The 17,979-nt window shown below is 65.4% G+C and carries 12 protein-coding genes; 6 read left to right on the top strand and 6 right to left on the bottom strand.

Going from position 1 to position 17,979, the window contains the following annotated elements; all coding sequences use genetic code 11:
• Positions 1-139 precede the first annotated feature (139 nt).
• Genes K3769_RS08440 through K3769_RS08425 form a run of 4 tightly spaced genes read left to right on the top strand, consistent with a single transcriptional unit; the run spans position 140 to position 10,960 of the window.
• Positions 140-5,440, top strand: coding sequence for a phage tail tape measure protein (locus K3769_RS08440; RefSeq protein WP_267025809.1), 5,301 nt, complete (start codon positions 140-142; stop codon positions 5,438-5,440).
• The gene (locus tag K3769_RS08435; protein WP_267025808.1) at positions 5,437-6,633 is read left to right on the top strand and encodes a hypothetical protein; all 1,197 of its coding nucleotides are present in this window, start codon (positions 5,437-5,439) and stop codon (positions 6,631-6,633) included. The genes K3769_RS08440 and K3769_RS08435 overlap by 4 nt, the downstream gene beginning before the upstream one ends.
• Positions 6,630-9,950 (top strand): phage tail protein, encoded by a 3,321-nt coding sequence (locus K3769_RS08430; RefSeq protein WP_267025807.1) that lies wholly within the window; start codon positions 6,630-6,632, stop codon positions 9,948-9,950. The genes K3769_RS08435 and K3769_RS08430 overlap by 4 nt, the downstream gene beginning before the upstream one ends.
• Positions 9,951-9,958: 8 nt before the next feature.
• Positions 9,959-10,960 carry a hypothetical protein gene (locus tag K3769_RS08425; RefSeq protein WP_267025806.1) on the top strand — a complete coding sequence of 334 codons (1,002 nt, stop codon included), beginning with the start codon at positions 9,959-9,961 and terminating at the stop codon, positions 10,958-10,960.
• Positions 10,961-11,014: 54 nt separating this feature from the next.
• Here the strand turns inward: K3769_RS08425 and K3769_RS08420 are convergent, their stop codons facing one another.
• From K3769_RS08420 to K3769_RS08395, 6 genes are all read right to left on the bottom strand, one after another.
• On the bottom strand, positions 11,015-11,872 hold the full coding sequence (locus K3769_RS08420; RefSeq protein ID WP_267025805.1) for a hypothetical protein: 858 nt from the start codon (positions 11,870-11,872) through the stop codon (positions 11,015-11,017).
• Positions 11,869-12,891: a glycosyltransferase family 4 protein gene (locus K3769_RS08415; protein WP_267025804.1), complete on the bottom strand. Its 1,023-nt coding sequence runs from the start codon at positions 12,889-12,891 to the stop codon at positions 11,869-11,871. The genes K3769_RS08420 and K3769_RS08415 overlap by 4 nt, the downstream gene beginning before the upstream one ends.
• A complete protein-coding gene (locus K3769_RS08410) occupies positions 12,888-13,868 on the bottom strand; it encodes an NAD-dependent epimerase/dehydratase family protein (RefSeq protein ID WP_267025803.1) in 981 nt (326 codons plus the stop codon). Before K3769_RS08410 ends, K3769_RS08415 begins: the two co-directional genes overlap by 4 nt.
• Positions 13,869-14,031: 163 nt before the next feature.
• Positions 14,032-14,940 (bottom strand): hypothetical protein, encoded by a 909-nt coding sequence (locus tag K3769_RS08405; protein WP_267025802.1) that lies wholly within the window; start codon positions 14,938-14,940, stop codon positions 14,032-14,034.
• A 43-nt stretch (positions 14,941-14,983) separates the two neighbouring features.
• On the bottom strand, positions 14,984-15,391 hold the full coding sequence (locus K3769_RS08400) for a hypothetical protein (protein WP_267025801.1): 408 nt from the start codon (positions 15,389-15,391) through the stop codon (positions 14,984-14,986).
• A gap of 208 nt (positions 15,392-15,599) precedes the next feature.
• On the bottom strand, positions 15,600-15,962 hold the full coding sequence (locus tag K3769_RS08395) for an ATP-binding protein (RefSeq protein WP_267025800.1): 363 nt from the start codon (positions 15,960-15,962) through the stop codon (positions 15,600-15,602).
• 232 nt (positions 15,963-16,194) lie between these two features.
• On the opposite strand from K3769_RS08395, the gene K3769_RS08390 reads away from it, so the two are divergent.
• Both K3769_RS08390 and K3769_RS08385 read left to right on the top strand, forming a co-directional pair.
• A complete protein-coding gene (locus K3769_RS08390; RefSeq protein ID WP_267025799.1) occupies positions 16,195-17,451 on the top strand; it encodes an NsdA family TPR-like regulatory protein in 1,257 nt (418 codons plus the stop codon).
• A complete protein-coding gene (locus K3769_RS08385) occupies positions 17,451-17,972 on the top strand; it encodes a GNAT family N-acetyltransferase (RefSeq protein WP_267025798.1) in 522 nt (173 codons plus the stop codon). The genes K3769_RS08390 and K3769_RS08385 overlap by 1 nt, the downstream gene beginning before the upstream one ends.
• Positions 17,973-17,979: the final 7 nt, after the last annotated feature.

Here is a 17,979-nt window from a genome sequence, read left to right as displayed (position 1 = left end):
GTGCCTGCCGTCCCCGCCACCGAGCGAACGCAAGAGCAGTGGCAGGCAATGGAGGCGGCAAAGCCCACCGTTCCCACGGCTGCGGTTGTGGCAAGCAGCGCTCCAGGTTGGATTTCCGTCAGCAAGGTGAGCGGCTGACATGGCCGGGTTCCGTATCGCCGAGGGCTACATCGAAGTCACCGTCGACGACAGTCGTGTCGCACCGGGCATCCAGCAAGCCTTGCAGTCGGCTCGCTCCTCGACCAGCCGTGACGCGCAGCGCCTTGGCCAGCACATCGGCCAGCAGATCAACCAGGGCATCAACGACGGCACCCGAGACGGCGCTTCACAGGCCGGGCAGCAGGGCGGCCAGACGTTCTCTCGTGGCTTCACCGCATCGGCGGGCGCAGCCCTCAAGGGTGGCGTAGCGGGTCTGGCTGCTGCTGCGGGCGCCGTGTTCGTGAAGGGCTTCGGTCAGGCCCTGGAGCAGGGCAACGTCACGGCACGCCTCCAGGCCCAACTGGGGGCGACGCCGAAGGAAGCGAAGAAGTACGGCGACGTCGCCGGTCAGCTGTACACGCACGGCATCACGGACACCTTCGAAGAGGGCGCTGCCGCGATCAAGGCCGTGATGCAGCAGGGCCTGGTCCCGGCGGGCGCAACGAATGCGCAGATCCAGTCGATCGCAGGGAAGGTCACGGACCTTTCGAAGACGTTCGACATGGACCTCGGCGGGGCGACGAACGCCGTCTCGCAGATGATGAAGACGGGGCTTGCGAAGAACGCGCAGGAAGCCCTGGACATCATGACGCGGGGCGCGCAGACCGGCGCGGACAAGGCCGGGGACCTCGCGGACACGTTCAACGAGTACGGCACCCAATTCCGCAAGGTCGGCTTGGACGGCAAGACCGCAATGGGTCTGCTGTCTCAGGGCTTGCAGGCCGGCGCGCGGGATGCGGACATCGTCGCGGACTCCATCAAGGAGTTCTCGATCCGTGCGGTCGACGGGTCGAAGACGACGGTGGCGGGCTTCCAGGCGTTGGGTCTGAACGCCGACGATATGGCGTCGAGGATCGCGAAGGGCGGCAAGTCCGCCTCGCAGGGCCTGGACCTGACCTTGGACCGGCTGCGGGGCATCAAGGACCCTGCGGAGCGTTCCAGGATCGCCGTGCAGCTGTTCGGCACGCAGGCCGAGGACATGGGCGATGCGCTGTATGCGCTGGACCCGTCGAAGGCGGTGAAGACCCTCGGGGACGTGGGCGGGGCCGCGGAGAAGATGGGGAAGACCCTCCACTCCGGTCCCTCGCATCAGATCACCGTGTTCAAGCGGACCCTGGAGCAGGGTGTCGTCAACTTCATCGGCGGGACGGTCCTGCCTGCGTTGATGTCGTTCGGTAGCTGGCTGAAGAACACGTTCGGCCCGTTCTTCACCACGGCGAAGACGGCGGTGGCCGGGTTCTTCAACCAGATCGGCGGCAAGGACACCGCCATCAACGGGGCGAAGAGCGCCCTGAGCGGGCTGGGGAGCACGGTCCGGGACGCGGTGAACCCGGTGTTCCAGGCCGCCGTCAGGATCTGGCGGAACGACCTCCAGCCTGCTGTGGCGAAGCTCGCTGCGACGTTCCGCAGCGACATGATGCCCGCGCTGAACAAGATGTGGGGCATCGTGAAGAACGATGTCCTGCCTGCCTTTTTGGCGTTGTGGTCGGGGCTTCAGCAGGCGCTGCTTCCCATCATGGGGAAGATCGCGTCCATCATGATCGGCACGGTCTATCCGGCCATCATGAAGATCTACCGGTCGATCGCTGACACGCTGAAGCCGATCTTTGCTGCGCTGGCGAAGACGATCTGTGAGGACATCGCACCCCGGCTGAAGGAGTTCGGCGGGAAGCTCTCCGAGCTGGTCGGGAAGATGCAGCCGGTGATTTCGGTGGTGTCTACGGTCATCACGTGGCTGGTGAAGCTCGCGGGGAAGATCCTCGCGACGGTGATTCCGCCGCTGATCCGTCTGACGGGGAAGGTTCTCGTCGGGCTGATTGACATCATCATCAAGGTGATCGGGAAGATCACGGATGTCATCGGCTGGTTCGTGAAGTTCGGGACCGGTGTCGTCAATGCGGTGAAGAAGATCAAGAGCGGCTTCGACGACATGTGGTCGAAGGTCAAGTCGGTGTTCTCTTCGGTCACGAAAAAGGTGTCGGAGGTGAAGTCGTGGCTGTCCGCGAAGTTCACCGACATCAAGAACGCGATCACAGCGCGCTGGTCGGACGCCTGGAATGCCATCACGAAGAAGGTCGTCGACTTCTTCGTGTGGCACGCCAAGAAGATCACCGATTCGTGGGCGTGGTTGCGGAAGAAGTTCACGGACGTCAAGAACGCGATCACGAAGACGTGGTCGGATGCGTGGTCGGCGATCCGGTCGAAGCTCACCGACATGTGGTCTTTGATCTCGAAGAAGGTCACGGAAGCCTTCGCGTGGCTGCGGAAGAAGTTCACTGACCTGAAGCACGCCATCACCAAAACGTGGTCCGACGCATGGGGTGCGATCCGTACGAAGCTGTCCGACGCCTGGTCCGCGATCAGCAAGAAGGTCACGGACTCATTCTCGTCGCTGCGCGGCAAGTTCACCGACGTCAAGAACAGCATCACGAAGACCTGGTCGGACGCCTGGTCCGCGATCCGTACGAAGACCACCGACCTGGTGAGCAAGGTGCTGAGCAAGGTCACCGAATTCAAGGACAAGGTGAAGACGGCATTCACCGCGGCGAAGGACGGCATCAAGGAAACCTGGGAAAAGGTCCAGGGCGTCGTCAAGAAGCCCATCAACTACGTCATCGACCCGATCTACAAGACCGGCATCAAGGGCCTGTGGGACAAGGTCGCCGGGTTCGTCGGCATGGACAAGCTCCCCAGCGTGAAGAAGCTCGCCGCTGGTGGCACCGTCGGTACGGAGCCGGGCGTCTTCAACGCGCCGACGGCGATCGTCGGCGAGGGCAACCCGAACTACCCCGAGTACGTGATCCCCACCGACCCGAAGCACCGCAAGCGCGCCCTGGGCCTGTACGAGCGGGCCGGGACGCAGTTGATGGACGAGGGCGGCATCCTCGGGAAGGTCGGCGGCGCCATCAAGGGCGGCATCGGCAAGGTCACCGGGGCGGCCTCGGCCGTCGGCGGGTGGATGAAGGACAAGGCCGGCGACCTCGCAGCCGGTGCGTTGGAGCCGTTCTTCAAGGCCGGTATGAAGATCGTGACCGGTCTGCTGGACAAGATCCCGGGCGCATCCACGGGGTTCGGCAAGATGATGAAGGCCGTCCCGCAGAAGTACGGGAAGGGCATCCTGTCGTGGCTGAAGGGCAAGGACGAGGAGTCTTCCGGCGGCGGGGATGTTGCTGCCGCGCTGAAGTGGGCGCGTACGCAGGCAGGGAAGCCGTACCAGTGGGGCGGCGCGGGGAATCCCAGCTGGGATTGCTGCCTTGTTGGAACTGTGAGGATTTATGGACCCAATGGGGCGACCCCTATCCAAGATGTCCGCGCGGGCGACGAGGTGTATGCCTACGTCGACGGAAGGCTCACGCCGCAGACGGTGACAGCGGCGTGGCAATCCGAGACGCAACGAGTGCTCAAGGTGCGTACCAGGAATCGAAATGTCGTCGCGTCGGCCAATCACCCGTTCATGCGCATCGTGCAGGTCGAACCGTCCCGCCCAGTGACTGGCGGTAGTCGCGGTGAGCGAACTCTCGCAAAGTTCGACGTTGAGTGGGCTCGCTTGGACGAACTCCAGCGTGGTGATCTCTTGGTGCAGCCTCGCGCAATGGACACGGTTTCGGTCGAGCAGCCGACGTTGCCGGACGGTACTGATGTTACGGAGGACGTGGCGTGGTTGCTGGGCCTCTTCGTCGGTGACGGCTATTTGACCAACAACACCATCCGCATCTGCGTTTACAACGACAACAGCGTGCGAGCGCAGCGCATTTTCCGGTCCCTCGGCGTGAACAGCTTTACTTCTAAGAAGCATGGCGTCGTGGCATCGAGCGTGTCGCTCGTTCAGACGCTTGAGGCGATGGGGTTGCGGCTTCCCGGCCCGAATAAGCGGGTCCCTTCAGCTGTCTGGGCGTGGAACGAAGCATTGCAACAGGCGTTCCTCGATGGTTACTGCGCTGCTGACGGACACCGGCCGGCAGATCCGGCGAAGCATGGAGATCGAACGTACGCCTCGGCCTCGCGGGAGCTGCTGGAAGACGTCCGAGCTATGCACATGATGCTGGGCCAGCCTGTCTCCAATATCACCACGAACTACAGGACGAAGCCGATCACCATCAAGGGCGTCGAGGTCAAGAACGCTCGGCCGCTGCACTCCTTCACGGTGTGGCCGGGCGTAGGTCGTGGCGAGGTTGTCTTCCGCCGTAACCCCGGTCTGGCCGCGTGGCTGGACGCTAGCGACTTCACGGTGGCCAAGGTTCTGGAGGTCACGGAGGAAGGTATCCAGGACACTTATGACCTCGAAGTAGCAGGTGCACACAACTTCGTGGCAGACGGCGTCGTCGTGCACAACTCGGGGTTCATGGGCGGTATCCAGAAGAAAATCGACGGGAAGAACCCGAACGGTCGGATCTGGTCGACGTTCTCGTTCTCCGGTGCGCGCGCCCCGTCTGGGTGGGTGCGGCACCTGAAGTCGCCGTTCCAGGTCGGTATCACCAACCGGGGCAAGGGCCACACGGCCGGAACTCTCGGCGGGGTCAATGTGGAGTCCCGTGGCGGGGACGGTGTCCTCGTCGGTCCTCGGGCACGCGGCTACAACAGCAGTCTCTTCACCGACTGGTACGGGTACAAGCCCGCCAAGTCCAGTGGCGGGGACTGGTCCGCGAAGGGCACAGGCGTCGCGAGGTGGCGTCCGCACGTTATCAAGGAGCTGAAGCACCTGGGCCTGTCCACGGGTTGGCAGGACACGGTGCTGCGCCGCATGAACCAGGAGTCGGGCGGCGACCCGAACGTCGTCAACAAGTGGGATTCCAACTGGCATGCCGGGCACCCGAGTGTCGGGTTGATGCAGGTCATCCGGGGGACGTTCGACGCCTACGCCGGGTCGCACCGGAACACGGGCCCGAAGAAGTACGGGGTGTCGGTCCAGCCGAACGCGAACATCCACGCGGGCCTGAACTATGCGAACAAGCGGTACGGGTCGCTGGCCGGGCTGAACCGGCCGGGCGGCTACGACGCGGGCGGCTGGCTGCCCCCGGGGTCGACGCTCGCCGTCAACAAGACCGGCAAGCCTGAGGCGATCCTGACGAACGAGCAGTGGTCGGCGATCGAACGGTTCGCGAACACGGGCGACCCCATGGAAGTCCACGTCCACTTCAACTCGACGTTCCCGCCGACGCGTGAGCAGGCGAAGCAGGCCGCGAAGTGGCTCGTCGATGACATGCGTGAAGAGATCCGTAAGAAGGAGAGGGCGCACCGATGAGTGACTTCGGCACGATCACCGTGGGCCGGATCGCCCTACGGGAAGTCTTCTCCGTCCAGGAATCCGGAGGGGACTCCCGGAAGCTGTCCGTCGACGGGCAGGAAGCCTCCACCGACCTCACCCGGGCACAGGTCATGGCCCGGCACGACAGCCTCCTCGCCCTGGAGGGCACCGTCGTCCCGGTCACCTTCACCAACAAGACCGAATGCAACGGCTACTACACCGTCGAGTCCGTCGGCGCGGACCTCACGGAGTGGCCCGGCGGCACGACCGTGAAGACCGACTGGAAGCTGTCCCTGACCCGCCTCGGCACCCAGGGAGAGACAGACCTTCAGACGCGTCTGACGGGGGCCCGCCGCTCCAACCCGTACAACCTTGCGGGGGAGCGGTGGCATGCCCCGCCGATCGGCCACTACGGCTACTACACGGGCTCCACCAACCCCACCTCGATGACGAGGACCGGGGAGGACGGGGCGATCACCGTGTACCGGGCGGTCCCGTCCACGTTCTCCCCGCGCTGGGGGTGCGCAGCCGGGGACTACATGCGAGGCCGGGTGCAGTTCCGATCGGCCGGATCAGAGCTGACCGGTGTGGATCAGGAGTGCTCCACCACGGTGTGGCAGCTGTCGAACGGCCTCGTGAACGTGGTCCCGTCGGCTTCCGCGAGCCTGGACGTGCAGGCGTACACGGGCGGGGCGTGGCGGTCGAAGCTGTGGAGGGTGTTCTCCGACACCTCAACCGAGGTGACGTCGTGGGATGCGGTGACGCTCCTCCACAACGAGCCGGAGGCGGTCTGTGTCCGCTTCACGAAGAGCCTCAACCCGGGACGCCTGCACCTGGACCTGACCTTGCGGCGGGGTTCCCGGTTCGTGGAGGGCTACCTCCACCGGGGCACTGCTGACACGTTGACGGTGCGGCTCGCGACGATGGAGAACAACACGGCCCCCGCGTCGGGCGAGTACGTCACGGCCAGCGGGAACGACGCGGCGGGGAACCGGTTCATCATCGGCTCCGCCAGCAACTTCACCCCGCACGCCTCCGGTGGGCTGTCGCTGGCTGCGACGACCCGCCTGGACTTCTTCCTCGGTGCCGTCGCCGGAGGCGGTACAGCAGCGGCAGGGGATACGGCGCCGGTGCTGCGGGACCAGTACCTGGGGGCGCTGCCCGAGCGGATCTACGGGGTGCGGCGATGAGCGTCAACGAGATCGGAAACATCCTCGGCGCGTGGGACGTCACCCTGTCCCCAGGCACACCCCGGGATGTCCTTGACGCTCTGCTGGAGTTCGGCCGGCTCGTGATCCTGCCGGGGCGTCTGGACCCCGTGCAGTACGGCGACACGCTCCTCACTGCGGCCCGCTACACCGGGGTGCTGCGGGAGAAGGAGTACGCCTCCGACGGGTCGGTCACTCTGTCCGGGTCGTCGATGGTGGTGTGGCTCGGCGACGAGGACGGCAAGGGGCCGATCATCGAGAACGCCGTCACTGCGGCGTCGGGGACGTTCGCGAACGCCGTGAACGCGGTCCTGCCCGATGCTGTGACAGCCGGGACGATCTACTCGGTGCCCGGGACGGCCGCGTACACGATCCAGTGGAAGACACCCCGGCAGGCGTTGGACACGATCTGCGACCTGTACGGCACGCCGACGTACCCGGTGGAATACCGAGTCAACGGGGACGCCACCGTGGACGCCGGGCGGGTCGATGACCTGTACGGCACCGTCCCGAAGACGATCGTCGTCGCGAAGGATGCAGGCTACGACCTCGACCTGCTGGCGCTGCCGGGAAAGTTCGGCACGAAGCGGGACGTGGAGGACTACACGACCCGCGCCATCGCAATGTCGCAGGGCGAAGGCGACGCCATCTCCACCGCCGTCGTCGACCAGGCCGACATCGGCGCATCGAACCCCTACCTCGACCCGTTCGGTCAGCCCGTCGTCTTCACGCGTCTCATCGACTCCTCCGACACTGAACCCTCCCAGCTCGCCACCGTGGCGAGGCTTCAGCTGGGCCGCTTCCAGGGCACCAACGACGAACTCACCCTGTCGACGACCGAGTACGACATTGCTGGCGACGTGTCGGCCGGGGATTACATCTGGGCCTATGACCCGGACGCCGGTCTGTACGACCTCGCGAACGAGATCGTGTTCCGGGGTCAGCGGTTGAACCCGATGAAACTGCGGGTGCTGGAGACGACGTGGCCGATCGTGCAGGGCACGACCGTGGCGTACCGGCACGGCGACGGCACGTGGATCGACCTGTCCGATTACGTGGACTTCGATGCGGTGGGGGAGACGAGCCTGAAAGTCGCAGGCTACGACCGGTCCCTTACCTCGTCGACGACGACCCCGCCGGGGGACCGGGTCAACGGCGACACCAGCATCCCCGCAACCCCGGTGTTTGGGACGTTTGCAGGGAACGTGTACGAGTCCTCCGATGGGGAGACGAAGGCGCAGATCCTTGTCACCTGGACGGAGCCCCTCAACCAGGACGGGTCGACGATCGTTGACGGCGACCACTACGAGATCCGGTGGCGGCCCAACGTGGATGCCCCGTATCCGGCGACGTGGACGGAAGCCGCCCAGGGCACGTGGGACGAAGTGTTCACGTGGGATCAGCCCCGCGTCGCACCGATCACCAGTACGGATTGGCACACCTTCTACGCCGGATGGGACACCGACCAGTTCCTCCTTCAGGAGCTGACTCCGTCGGTGATCTACGAGTTCCAGATCCGGGCCGTGGACGGGGCGACTCCGGCGAACAAGTCGCAGTGGTCGGTGACGCAGGCGTTCACCGCGCCCCGCGACACGATCCCCCCGTCGACCCCCGCCGCACCCGAGGTCGACGGGTCCAGGATCGCGATTCAGGTCGTCCACCGGCTGGGCGTCAGCACGGGCGGCACCTTCAACCTGGAGGCCGACACCAACCACCTGGAAATCCACGTCTCCAACAACCCCACCTACTTCCCCGACGAGACGACCCTCGTCGGCCGGCTCCTGTGCGGGGCAGCTCTCCGGTCGCAGATCGCGGTGGTCGGCACGTTCCCCGTCGAGGAGGTCGACGAACGGTATGTGAAGGTCGTCGCCGTCGACCGCAACGGCAACAAGTCCCCGGCCTCCGACGCGGCGACCGCGACGGCCGAGCTGATCGACGACGCCCACATCTCCGATCTGTCCGTCTCCAAAGTCACCGCAGGGGAGATTACCGCCGACTGGCTGCTGTCCGCGTCCATCCGGACCGGAGAGACCGGGCAGCGCCTGGAGCTGAACGCCCAAGGGCTTCAGGCGTACGACGAAGACGGCGCCCAGACCATCAACCTGTCGTCCGACCCCGAGGTGTCGGGGAACTACATCACCTTCCAGGAAGACGGCGTTGCCCTCGCAGGTATCGACGAGGACGGCAACATCTCCGGGCAGACCGTGTCCGCTGACGCTGTCGTCATCGACGGCGACGACCTGATGACGACGATCCTCAACCGCTTCCCCCGGGGACTCCTCGCCATCGCCTACCAGTCGACGGACGACTCGGCGACGACCGGCGCCGACGAGATGGCCGTCCTGGAGCTGAACTGCGCCCTCGAAGACGGCCGCATGTACCGCCTCGGCACCACCACCATCCAGGCGACCGGTACCCACGTCGGGGACGTGTTCGCGTTGCGTATCCGGGACGCGGAGCCGATCTCCCCGGACGTCAACTCCAACCTGCTGGCGCGTGGCTCGCTGCCGATCGTCGCGGACAACTCGTTCCCGTCCCGGAACTCCGGCCACGTGTCGGTGATCTTCTCTTGTGACGACTCGAAAGCAGTCGGGATCACGAACCTGCACTCCGGTACGCACCGCATCTTGCTGACGTTTGCCCGCGTCGAAGGCACCGGCACAGCGTTCCTGTCGACGACGGGCGGGTTGATCAACCCGATCACTCTCACGTTCGAGGACTTGGGCCCGCTGATCCAGAACACGGCCGTCGAACAGTCCGGTACGGGCGGCGGCACCGCCCCGGTGAAGACGTACACGAAGACGTACCCGGCGACCTGGTCCGGGTCGTACAGCAGCAGCGGCGCCTACAACAGCTTCTACTCCGCGTACGTCGCGCAGGGCGATGCTCCTGGCACGTCGTACGGCAACCAGCGTGGCCTGATCGGCTTCGACGCCTCACAGATCGCAGACGACGTGTCGGGGGCGACGGTGCAGTCCGTGACGCTGACGATGAACGCCGTCCACTGGTACCAGTCGACCGGCGGGACCGCGGTCCTCGGCACCCACAACTATTCGGCGCGCCCGTCGACGTGGACGAACTCCCGCGTCACTCAGGACCGGCTCCAGTACGCGAACTGGCCGCGCCCGGGGAAGCGCACCGTCGCGCTACCTATCTCGTGGGTCGGGGAGATCGCCGTCGGGATCACGACTGGCATCGCGGTGGGGCCGGGCCCGTCGAGCAGCACCGTCTACTACGGACGGTTCGACGGGGCCAGCTCGTCGAACAGGCCCGTTCTCACTGTTAAGTACACGAAGTAGGAGGGGCCATGACCGGCACCAACACCACACGGCTTGGCCTCTACAAGCCGGACCCGAACGACAACATCAACGTCACCACCGACGTGAACAACAACCTCGACAAGCTGGACGTGCAGGTCGGTACGACGGTGTGCACGTCGTCGACCCGACCGAACGCCCCCTACTCGGGGCAGAACATCTACGAGACCGACACCGGCCGTTTCCTGCTGTCCAACGGGACCCTCCCCGCGTCGGGGTCGTGGCGGGATCCGCTGACGGCTACGAACGTCACGATCAGCAGCAGCGGCGGCACCACCACAGTGCCCGCGAGGCTCCTGTCGCAGCGTCCGTCCAGCACCAGCACCGCCCTGGACGTGCAGGTGACCGGGGACTCTGTGGCCCGCTTCAACGTGAACCAGTCCGGGAAGATCGAGTGGGGCTCTGGTGCGGCGACCCGGGACACGAACCTGTACCGCAGCGGAGCGAACATCCTCACCACCGACGACACACTGACCGTCGGCGGGGACCTGACCGCGACGGGCGCCGTGTCGGGCTGGAACGTGCCGGCCTACGTGTACAAGGCGGCGTCGACGGACCGTGGGTCGACGACGACGCTGACGGCGGACCCGGATCTGACGTTCACCCTCGCGGCGAACGCCGTGTACATCGTCGAGTTTCATCTGTTCGTCGGCTCCGGGGCCACCGGGCTGATGACGACGGACTGGACAGTGCCGTCCGGGGCGACCGGCTTCAAGGCCCTGACAGGTCCGGCGTCGACTGCGGCGGGCGACGGGGGAGCCCACAACCTGGGTGACGACGTCAACGGCCGGTTCGGTGTGCACGGCTTCGCGACGACGGCGACCTACGGGTACCGGAACGCGAACACGAACCTGCTGCACGCGATCGAGACCGGCACGGTCATCACGACGACCGGCGGGACGTGCACGCTGCGGTGGGCGCAGGCCGTATCGAACGCGACGAACACCCGCATGGGGTTGGGGTCGTGGGCCCGCGCCACCCGCATCGCCTGACCACGGAGGCTCCGGTTCGAGGGTTTCATAGAGAAACCCTCGAACTCTCGTAGGTCAGAGCTTCTCGGCGAGGGCCCGGTAGCGGTCCAGAACATCCGAGGCGAGGACGATCGCCCGCTGGGGGAAGAAAGTGAAGTGCGAGACGACCGCGTTCCCGATCAGGATGTTCGGCGAGTCCAGCACCTGCGGCTGGTGCACCGTGTGCCAGTGCTCCTCCTCATCGGGCACCAGGATCCCGGGGCCCGCAGGGAGGCTCTGGTAGAGGGAGCCGAGGGACGCGAAGCACGACACGGAGAACTGCACGCCCGGCTTGATCGGGTAGTCCTGGTACGTGTACAGCTCCGACACCGTGCCTGCCTCGATGTGGTCGAGGAGCAGGTGGTGGATGTCGACGGCGAACTGCCCGTTGGCCCACCCTGTGGCGTCCATGCAGTACGGCTCGCACGCGCCGAACTCCTTCGGGATCACCCCGACCTGCTGAAGGAACCACGACACGATCGCGTTGTTCCAGATCGCCGGGAAGATCGCGGTGGCGTGCGGCATCTGGAGCCGCTTCCGCGTCAGGTTCTCCACAGCGTCTTCGTGGACGTACACCAGGTCGTCGTCCATCCGGATGTACACCGCATCCGGGTCGGTCATGTACCGGTAGGCGTAGCCGGTGTTGCGCTGCTTCTGCCCGTGGATGGACACCCCGTCGGGCCGCTCCTTCAGCTGGAACCACGGATACCGGGCCGCCAGCTCATGCGCGTACGCAATGTCCTGCTCCTGGCCGGACGGGTCGGTGTTCATGTACGCCCACACCTCGTCGATCAGGCCGCGCTCCACGTCACGGCGCAGGTACTGGATGAGGATGTTGTAGGTGTCGCGGCGCCCGTACGGCGTCCACACGACGACCTTGTGTCCGTCGATCATGGGAGTGCTCCTGTGCTGTGAGAGAGGGACTGGTCTCCCACCACGTCCTCCCACCGCAGCGACAGCGCCTGGAGGATGTTGCGGGATGCGCGGGCGCGGGCGGCGATCCCCATGGACTGCCGCAGCGCAGGGTCGTCGACGAGCTGCTTCAGGTACTTCCCGAACAGGTGCTCCTGCCCGGACGGGACGAGGAACCCGTTCTCCTCATGGGTGATCCAGTCCCGGTAGGCGCCGACGTCGGACACGATCAGCGGAATCCCGAAGAACCCGGCCTCCAACGCTTTCGTAGGGAACTTCGCCCGGTTGAAGACGGTGTCCCGATAGGGGGCGACCCACACGTCGAACTGGTACGCCCACCCCGCGTAGGCGCTGAACCCGTCGACCCAGCCGGTCGTCCCGATCCGCGGGTGCCGAACGCCGGCCTCCCGCGCCTGGGGTCCTGTAGGGCCGACGAGGAGGACTTCGACCTTGCCGGGCTTGTAGTCGGCGATCCGGTTCAGGGCGCGGGCGGCGAGGGGCAGCTCGTGGAGCGTGGAGGTGGTGACGGCGCACCCCACGGTGAGCATGTCGGGGGTGTAGTCGCGGGGCAGGCCGAGGTGTTGGGCGGGGAGCCCGTTCTCGATGACGCGGACGTCGTCGTGGTAGTCGCGTACGACCTGGGCGAGAGTTTCGGAGCAGACGGTCACGGTGTCCGCGTACTTCAGGTTGTCGATCAGACCGGGCAGCAAACGCGTCGTCCAGTCCCGGTGGGCGGCCTCGTTGCTCGGGTCGATGTGGAAGTAGTCGTCGTCAAGGTCCAGGACCAGGCGGCGGCCTTCGTCGTGGAGGTGCCGCCACAGGCGGGACGGGCCGGGCAGGCAGACCCGGGAGCCCACGATGGTGTCGGCGTCCTGCCACGGCGCGGACATGACGGTGGAGGCACCGACCTGGTGGCCGCGCCACGCGAGGCCGGTGCCGGGCATGGTGCACCGGTAGAACCCTGAGCCGCCTTCGTCGGCGGCCCAGAAGAACGTCTTCATGCGGCTGTCTGGTAGGAGGGCAGCCAGTTCGCGAGGAACCAGTCGACGGTGTGGGAGATCCCGGTCTCCAGGTCGACGAAGTCTCCGGCGGACAGGCCGATCTGCTCCAGGGTGCGGGTGTCGGCCTTCACGACCGCGTTCGGGACCTCGCCGGGCCGCATCGGCAGGTGCTCGATCTTCACGGGCGCGCGTCCGGTCTTCACGGACACCGTTCCTGCAACAAGACGCGCTACGTCCAGGACGGTCGCGGACTTGATGGGCCCGCAGTCCACGGGGGCCTTCGTCGGCCCGTGTTCGGCGGTCCACTCCAGGGCGGTCGCGAAGGTCCGGGCGACGTCGGTGACGTACACGCAGTCGGAGACCTGGGTGCCGTAGCCGTATACCTCGATCGGCGCTCCGGTCAGGGCCCGGCATATGAACGCGGGCATGATCTTGCGGACCTTGGAGGTGCCGTAGGGGGCTGCGACGGACTGGCGGGGCCCGTACGCGTTGACGGGCCGGACGATCGTGATCCGGCCGCCTCGGTAGGCGTTGTGCATGCGGGCGAAGTCTTCGGCTGCCGTCTTCGAAATGGTGTAGGAGCCGGTTCCGTGGTTTCGCATCCAGTGATTTCCCACTCCGGCGTACACGACGGGAAGCTGATAGTGGGAGGCGGCTTCGAAAACGTTCAGCGATCCGAGGATGTTCGTTTCTGCTGAAGGCTTCGGGCACTGGATTGTTTCCTGTGTGCCGAGGACGGCGGCGAGGTGAATGATGCCGTCGACGTGGGCGGCGAGTTCGAAGACTGCGCGTTCGTCGGTGACGGTACCGAGCATCCGGGTGATGTGGTCGCGGCCTTCCGGGTCGGCGTTGGCGATGATTTCCCGGTCGACTCGGCCGAGGTGGTCGAAGACGATGGCGGAGTGTCCGCGTGCGACGAGGTCTTCGATGATGTGTCCGGCGATGAAGCCTGCGCCGCCTGTTATCCCAACGCGCATGTCAATGGTTCCTTTTCTGTGCTGGTCTCTCTGAGGCCATGGTAGAGAAAGGGACCGACAATGCGTGTTTGTCTTATTTCGTCGTGGAGAAGCCCCCTCCGGCGACGGCGCGTACGGCGGAGGGGGCTTCAGGGTTCACCAGCACAGGAGGAACCCGATTCGATTATGCCCGAGGGGTGCCGTTCAGGGAGGCCGTGTGTTTCTTCGGCTTCGCCTTCTTCTTCGGCTTGGGCTTCACGGCCTTCATCGCCGCAGGCGCAGGCTCACTTGCCGAGTTGGACCGGACACTCATGCGGGAGCTGGTTGCCAGGACCTCGTTGATGATCTGCTGCTTCAGTGCGAGCTGGTTTTCTTTGTCGAGGCCCTCTGTGACGCGTTCGGCGGTAAGGAAGTAGCTGTTGAGTACCGGTTGGTCGAAGTATCGGTTCAGCTGGCCGATCGACTCTTTGTACATCGCCAGGTAGGTACGGGACAGGTATGCGGCGAACATGGTGCTGAAGAGCGCGAGTGCGCCGATGAACCAGCGAACCTCTTCAATGGGTACCTTCACACCGCTGATGGCGGCTGCCACGAGAAGAGCAAGACCGGTATGCATGGCGGTCCGGGATGACTTGAACGACTTGTCGGCCTGTTCGGTGACGATGTCGTGGTACGTCTTGATCTGGTCTTGGTTCCATTCCATCAACGTAGCCAGCTCGGTGGTTTTTCTGAGCTGCTCCATCGCCTGAGAATGACGCTCCTTCTCGGCCTTCAGTCTTTCCGAGAAGTGCACGTTCTGGTTCTTCATGTATGCGCGTCGTGTTACAAGCCATGGAATGGAGAATCCTACGATGATGGCCATCGCGACGCCGACGGTCAGTGAAAGAGCGAGAACGTCACCGTAGTCGAAGGAGTCCTTCGACTCGCCACCAGAGGAACCCGCAGCCGAAGCAACTGAAAGGGTACCTAGTACGCCGCCTGCTACTCCGGCTCTCATCGCAAACATCGCCGACTTGCTCTTCCTGTGGCGGGCGAGGTCGGTTTGTGCTCTTTCTCTTTCGGCCCGAATTGCTGCCATGTTGGATGCGTCCATGTGTCCCCCTGATCAGGGACGGCAGCGTAGCGGCGTGCGAGTCCTACTTGCAGGTGTACTTCAGGGTTCGTACCCGGTTCGTGACAACGTCGCCGATGGCCCTTGCTGCGGCCGTCTGCTCCTTGTCGAGCGCCACAACGAGCCGGTCGAGATCGTCACCGAGCCCCTCGGAGAGCGAACCCACCGCACCTGGGCCTGTGGCTCCGACCCTGTGGAAGGTCTTCGCGCCGTCGCGGTAGTCGTCCGTCCACGACACCGGGGTCCCGCCCTCAGCGAGGAGTTGCAACGGCGTCTCTAGGCGCTCCAGCGCCGCGTTCACCGTGGCGCACGCTTCCGCCCGGGTGGTCCGCGTCACCGTCTCTGTCGCCGACGCAGAGACGGTGACGCGGTTCTCCTGCTCTGGCTGGCTGACCGGACCCTCATCACAGCCGACAGCGAACAGGAGGATCATGGGGAGGGTGGCGAGCCGGGTCCCCATTACTCGGTCCCCTGAAGCGGAACCGTGATGGTGAGGCGGTCACCGTCAGGGTTGGCCCACTCCGCGCCGGGCCCGTAGGTCGGGTGCATCACGTACATGCCCGCACTGACGTCGGTGACGATCCCAGTGCGTTGCGCGTCTTGGTCGTAGACCTCGTCTCCGACCCACGGTTTGCCGCCCTTCATGGCCGGGCCTCGACCAGAAGGTCGCCCCACACCATTTTTCCCCAGTTGTACAAGTCGGTGCCCCACCGGTACGTCAGGGCGTCGATCATCAGCAGGCCCCGACCGTGCGGCCGGGTGTAGTCACGGTCCGTGTACTGGAGGTGCGGGATCGTGCGGGACCGGTCGATCACCCCGATCCGTACGCGCGTGTCCATCGGCCATGCCGCTGTTACCCGGATGACGCGGCTGCTGGTGTGGCGTACCGCATTGGACACCAGCTCGGACACGATCAGCTCGGCGTCGTCGATGGACTGTTCGAGACGCCAGTTCGTGAGAGCGATCCGTACGAGGCGCCGAGCGGACAGTGCGCTCGACGGCACGGAGGGAAACGTCTCGGAGTACCCGGGAACCCCGGTGGGGCGTGACACGGCAGACACAGTCATCAGGACCTCGGAGGAGTTTTGGTGCTGCCTCGTTGGGCGGCCTTGATTCAGTCAACGACCGTGCGCGTACGGACAGGAGGAAAAGTCCGGTGGGTGTGCGTCACGGGCAACCGGAAATTTCTTGGCAGTCGCCCCCACTCGCCCAGCTCAGGTCGCTACCGTGGAAAACGTGGACGGGAACACCAGCCTCACGAGCGCCATGCAGGAAGCAGGCTTCACGCAAGGCGAGTTGGCCGACGCCGTGAACTCCCGCCTGCGCGCCCTGGGGCATGACGGCACCGTCACCGACCGCACCGTCCGGTACTGGCTCACAGGTCGAACCCGGTGGCCGCACCCTCGGCAACGGGCAGCCTTAGAAGGAGTATTCGGTTGCCCCGCCGAAGATCTAGGCTTCTCACCCCCTCGGAGAAGCCCGACCACCGAACCGGAGTCACCCGTGAGGCGCAGGAATTTCCTCACCGCCACCACCGGCACGGCTGCCGCCGTCATGAAACCCCTCGAAGGTCGCCCCTACTCCGTCGGCACGTCCGATGTGATCCGGCTGCGCTCCGGCCTCGACACGCTGATGGCCCTGGACGACACCCGAGGCGGCCACGAAGGCTTGGAACGTGCCGCCCTCGTCGGAGCGAAAGAAGCCCTCGACAAGTTGTCCAAGGCAGCCTCGCAGCGGATCCGGCTCCGCCTGTTCTCCATCGCCGCCGACTACACCGCCACCGCCGCCTGGTCCACCCTCGACGCCCGGAAACTCGACAAGACAACCGAGTACCTCAACCAGGCCCTCTACCTGGCCGGGATGGCGAAAGACCCGATCGTCGAGATGAGGGTGTGGAACTCGTTCGCGATGCTCGCCCACCAGAGCGGACAACACGCCCAAGCCGTCGACGCCGGATACGCGGCACAAGCCACCGCGATCACCCGACGGGATCCGTTCTTCGCTTCCCTCGCCCACGCACGCACCGCCGTCAGCCACTCCAACCTCGGTGACCGGCAAGCCGCCATCCGCTCCCTCGGCTACGCCCAAGAAGCCCTCAGCAAGGCACCAGACGAACCTCGCCCCTCATGGATGGCGTTCTACGGGCCGGCCGAACTCACCGCGATGACCGCGATCGTCCGGGACCGGATCGGAGACTCCGCGCAGGCTGAAGCCGCCTCCCACAAGGCGCTCTCCACCATCCCGGACCAGTTCCGCCGTAACCGGGCTCTCGCCACCACCCGTCTCGCTCTCGCACAGCTGCACCAGCGGGACATTGACCAAGCCTGCGCGACTGCCTCACAAACGTTTCAGTTGATGGCGGGCGCTCCCATTCCCGGACGGATGCGGTCTCTCCTCGGTGACTACTACCGCGACCTGCTCACACTTGCGCCTGACGCGGACGTCGCACGAGAGTGGGGAGACCGTTTCCGATCCGAATGGAGCCGTCCCTGATGGCCGAGGTGGACGTCCGACGCTTCACGCACAGAGACCTTCCGAACATCCGGCAGGCGTTGATCGATGTGCATGCGGACGCCTACGCCGACGCGATGGACGACGAGTTCAACCAACGTTTCCCTTGGTTCGTCGATCACTGGGGCGGTAACCCCGGCTTCGCCTGTGTCATCGCCTTCGATGGGGACGAGCCGGTCGGCTTCGCCTACGGGGCGCCTGCCGTTCCGTCGCGGGAGTGGTGGCGTGAACACCTTGATCCCGCACCGGAGAAGGCTCACACGTTCTCCTACTCGGAGCTGGCGGTCCGTACGAAGTGGCAGAAGGCTGGCCTTGCTGAGCAACTGTCCCGCGCCCTGTTGGACGGCCGGGACGAAAGCCTTGCCGTCCTGTTGGTGGATACGGAGCATCCGCGGGTGCAGGCCATGTATGAGGCGTGGGGGTTCTGCAAGGTGGGGGAGCGGCAGCCGTTCCCCGACTCCCCGGTGTACGCCGTCATGCTTACCGAACTCCCCCTGACGTAGCAGGGGA

Source organism: Streptomyces ortus, from assembly GCF_026341275.1.
Classification (GTDB): domain Bacteria; phylum Actinomycetota; class Actinomycetes; order Streptomycetales; family Streptomycetaceae; genus Streptomyces; species Streptomyces ortus.
Note: the sequence above shows the minus strand (reverse complement) of the source record. Positions and strands in the feature narration are given on the sequence as shown.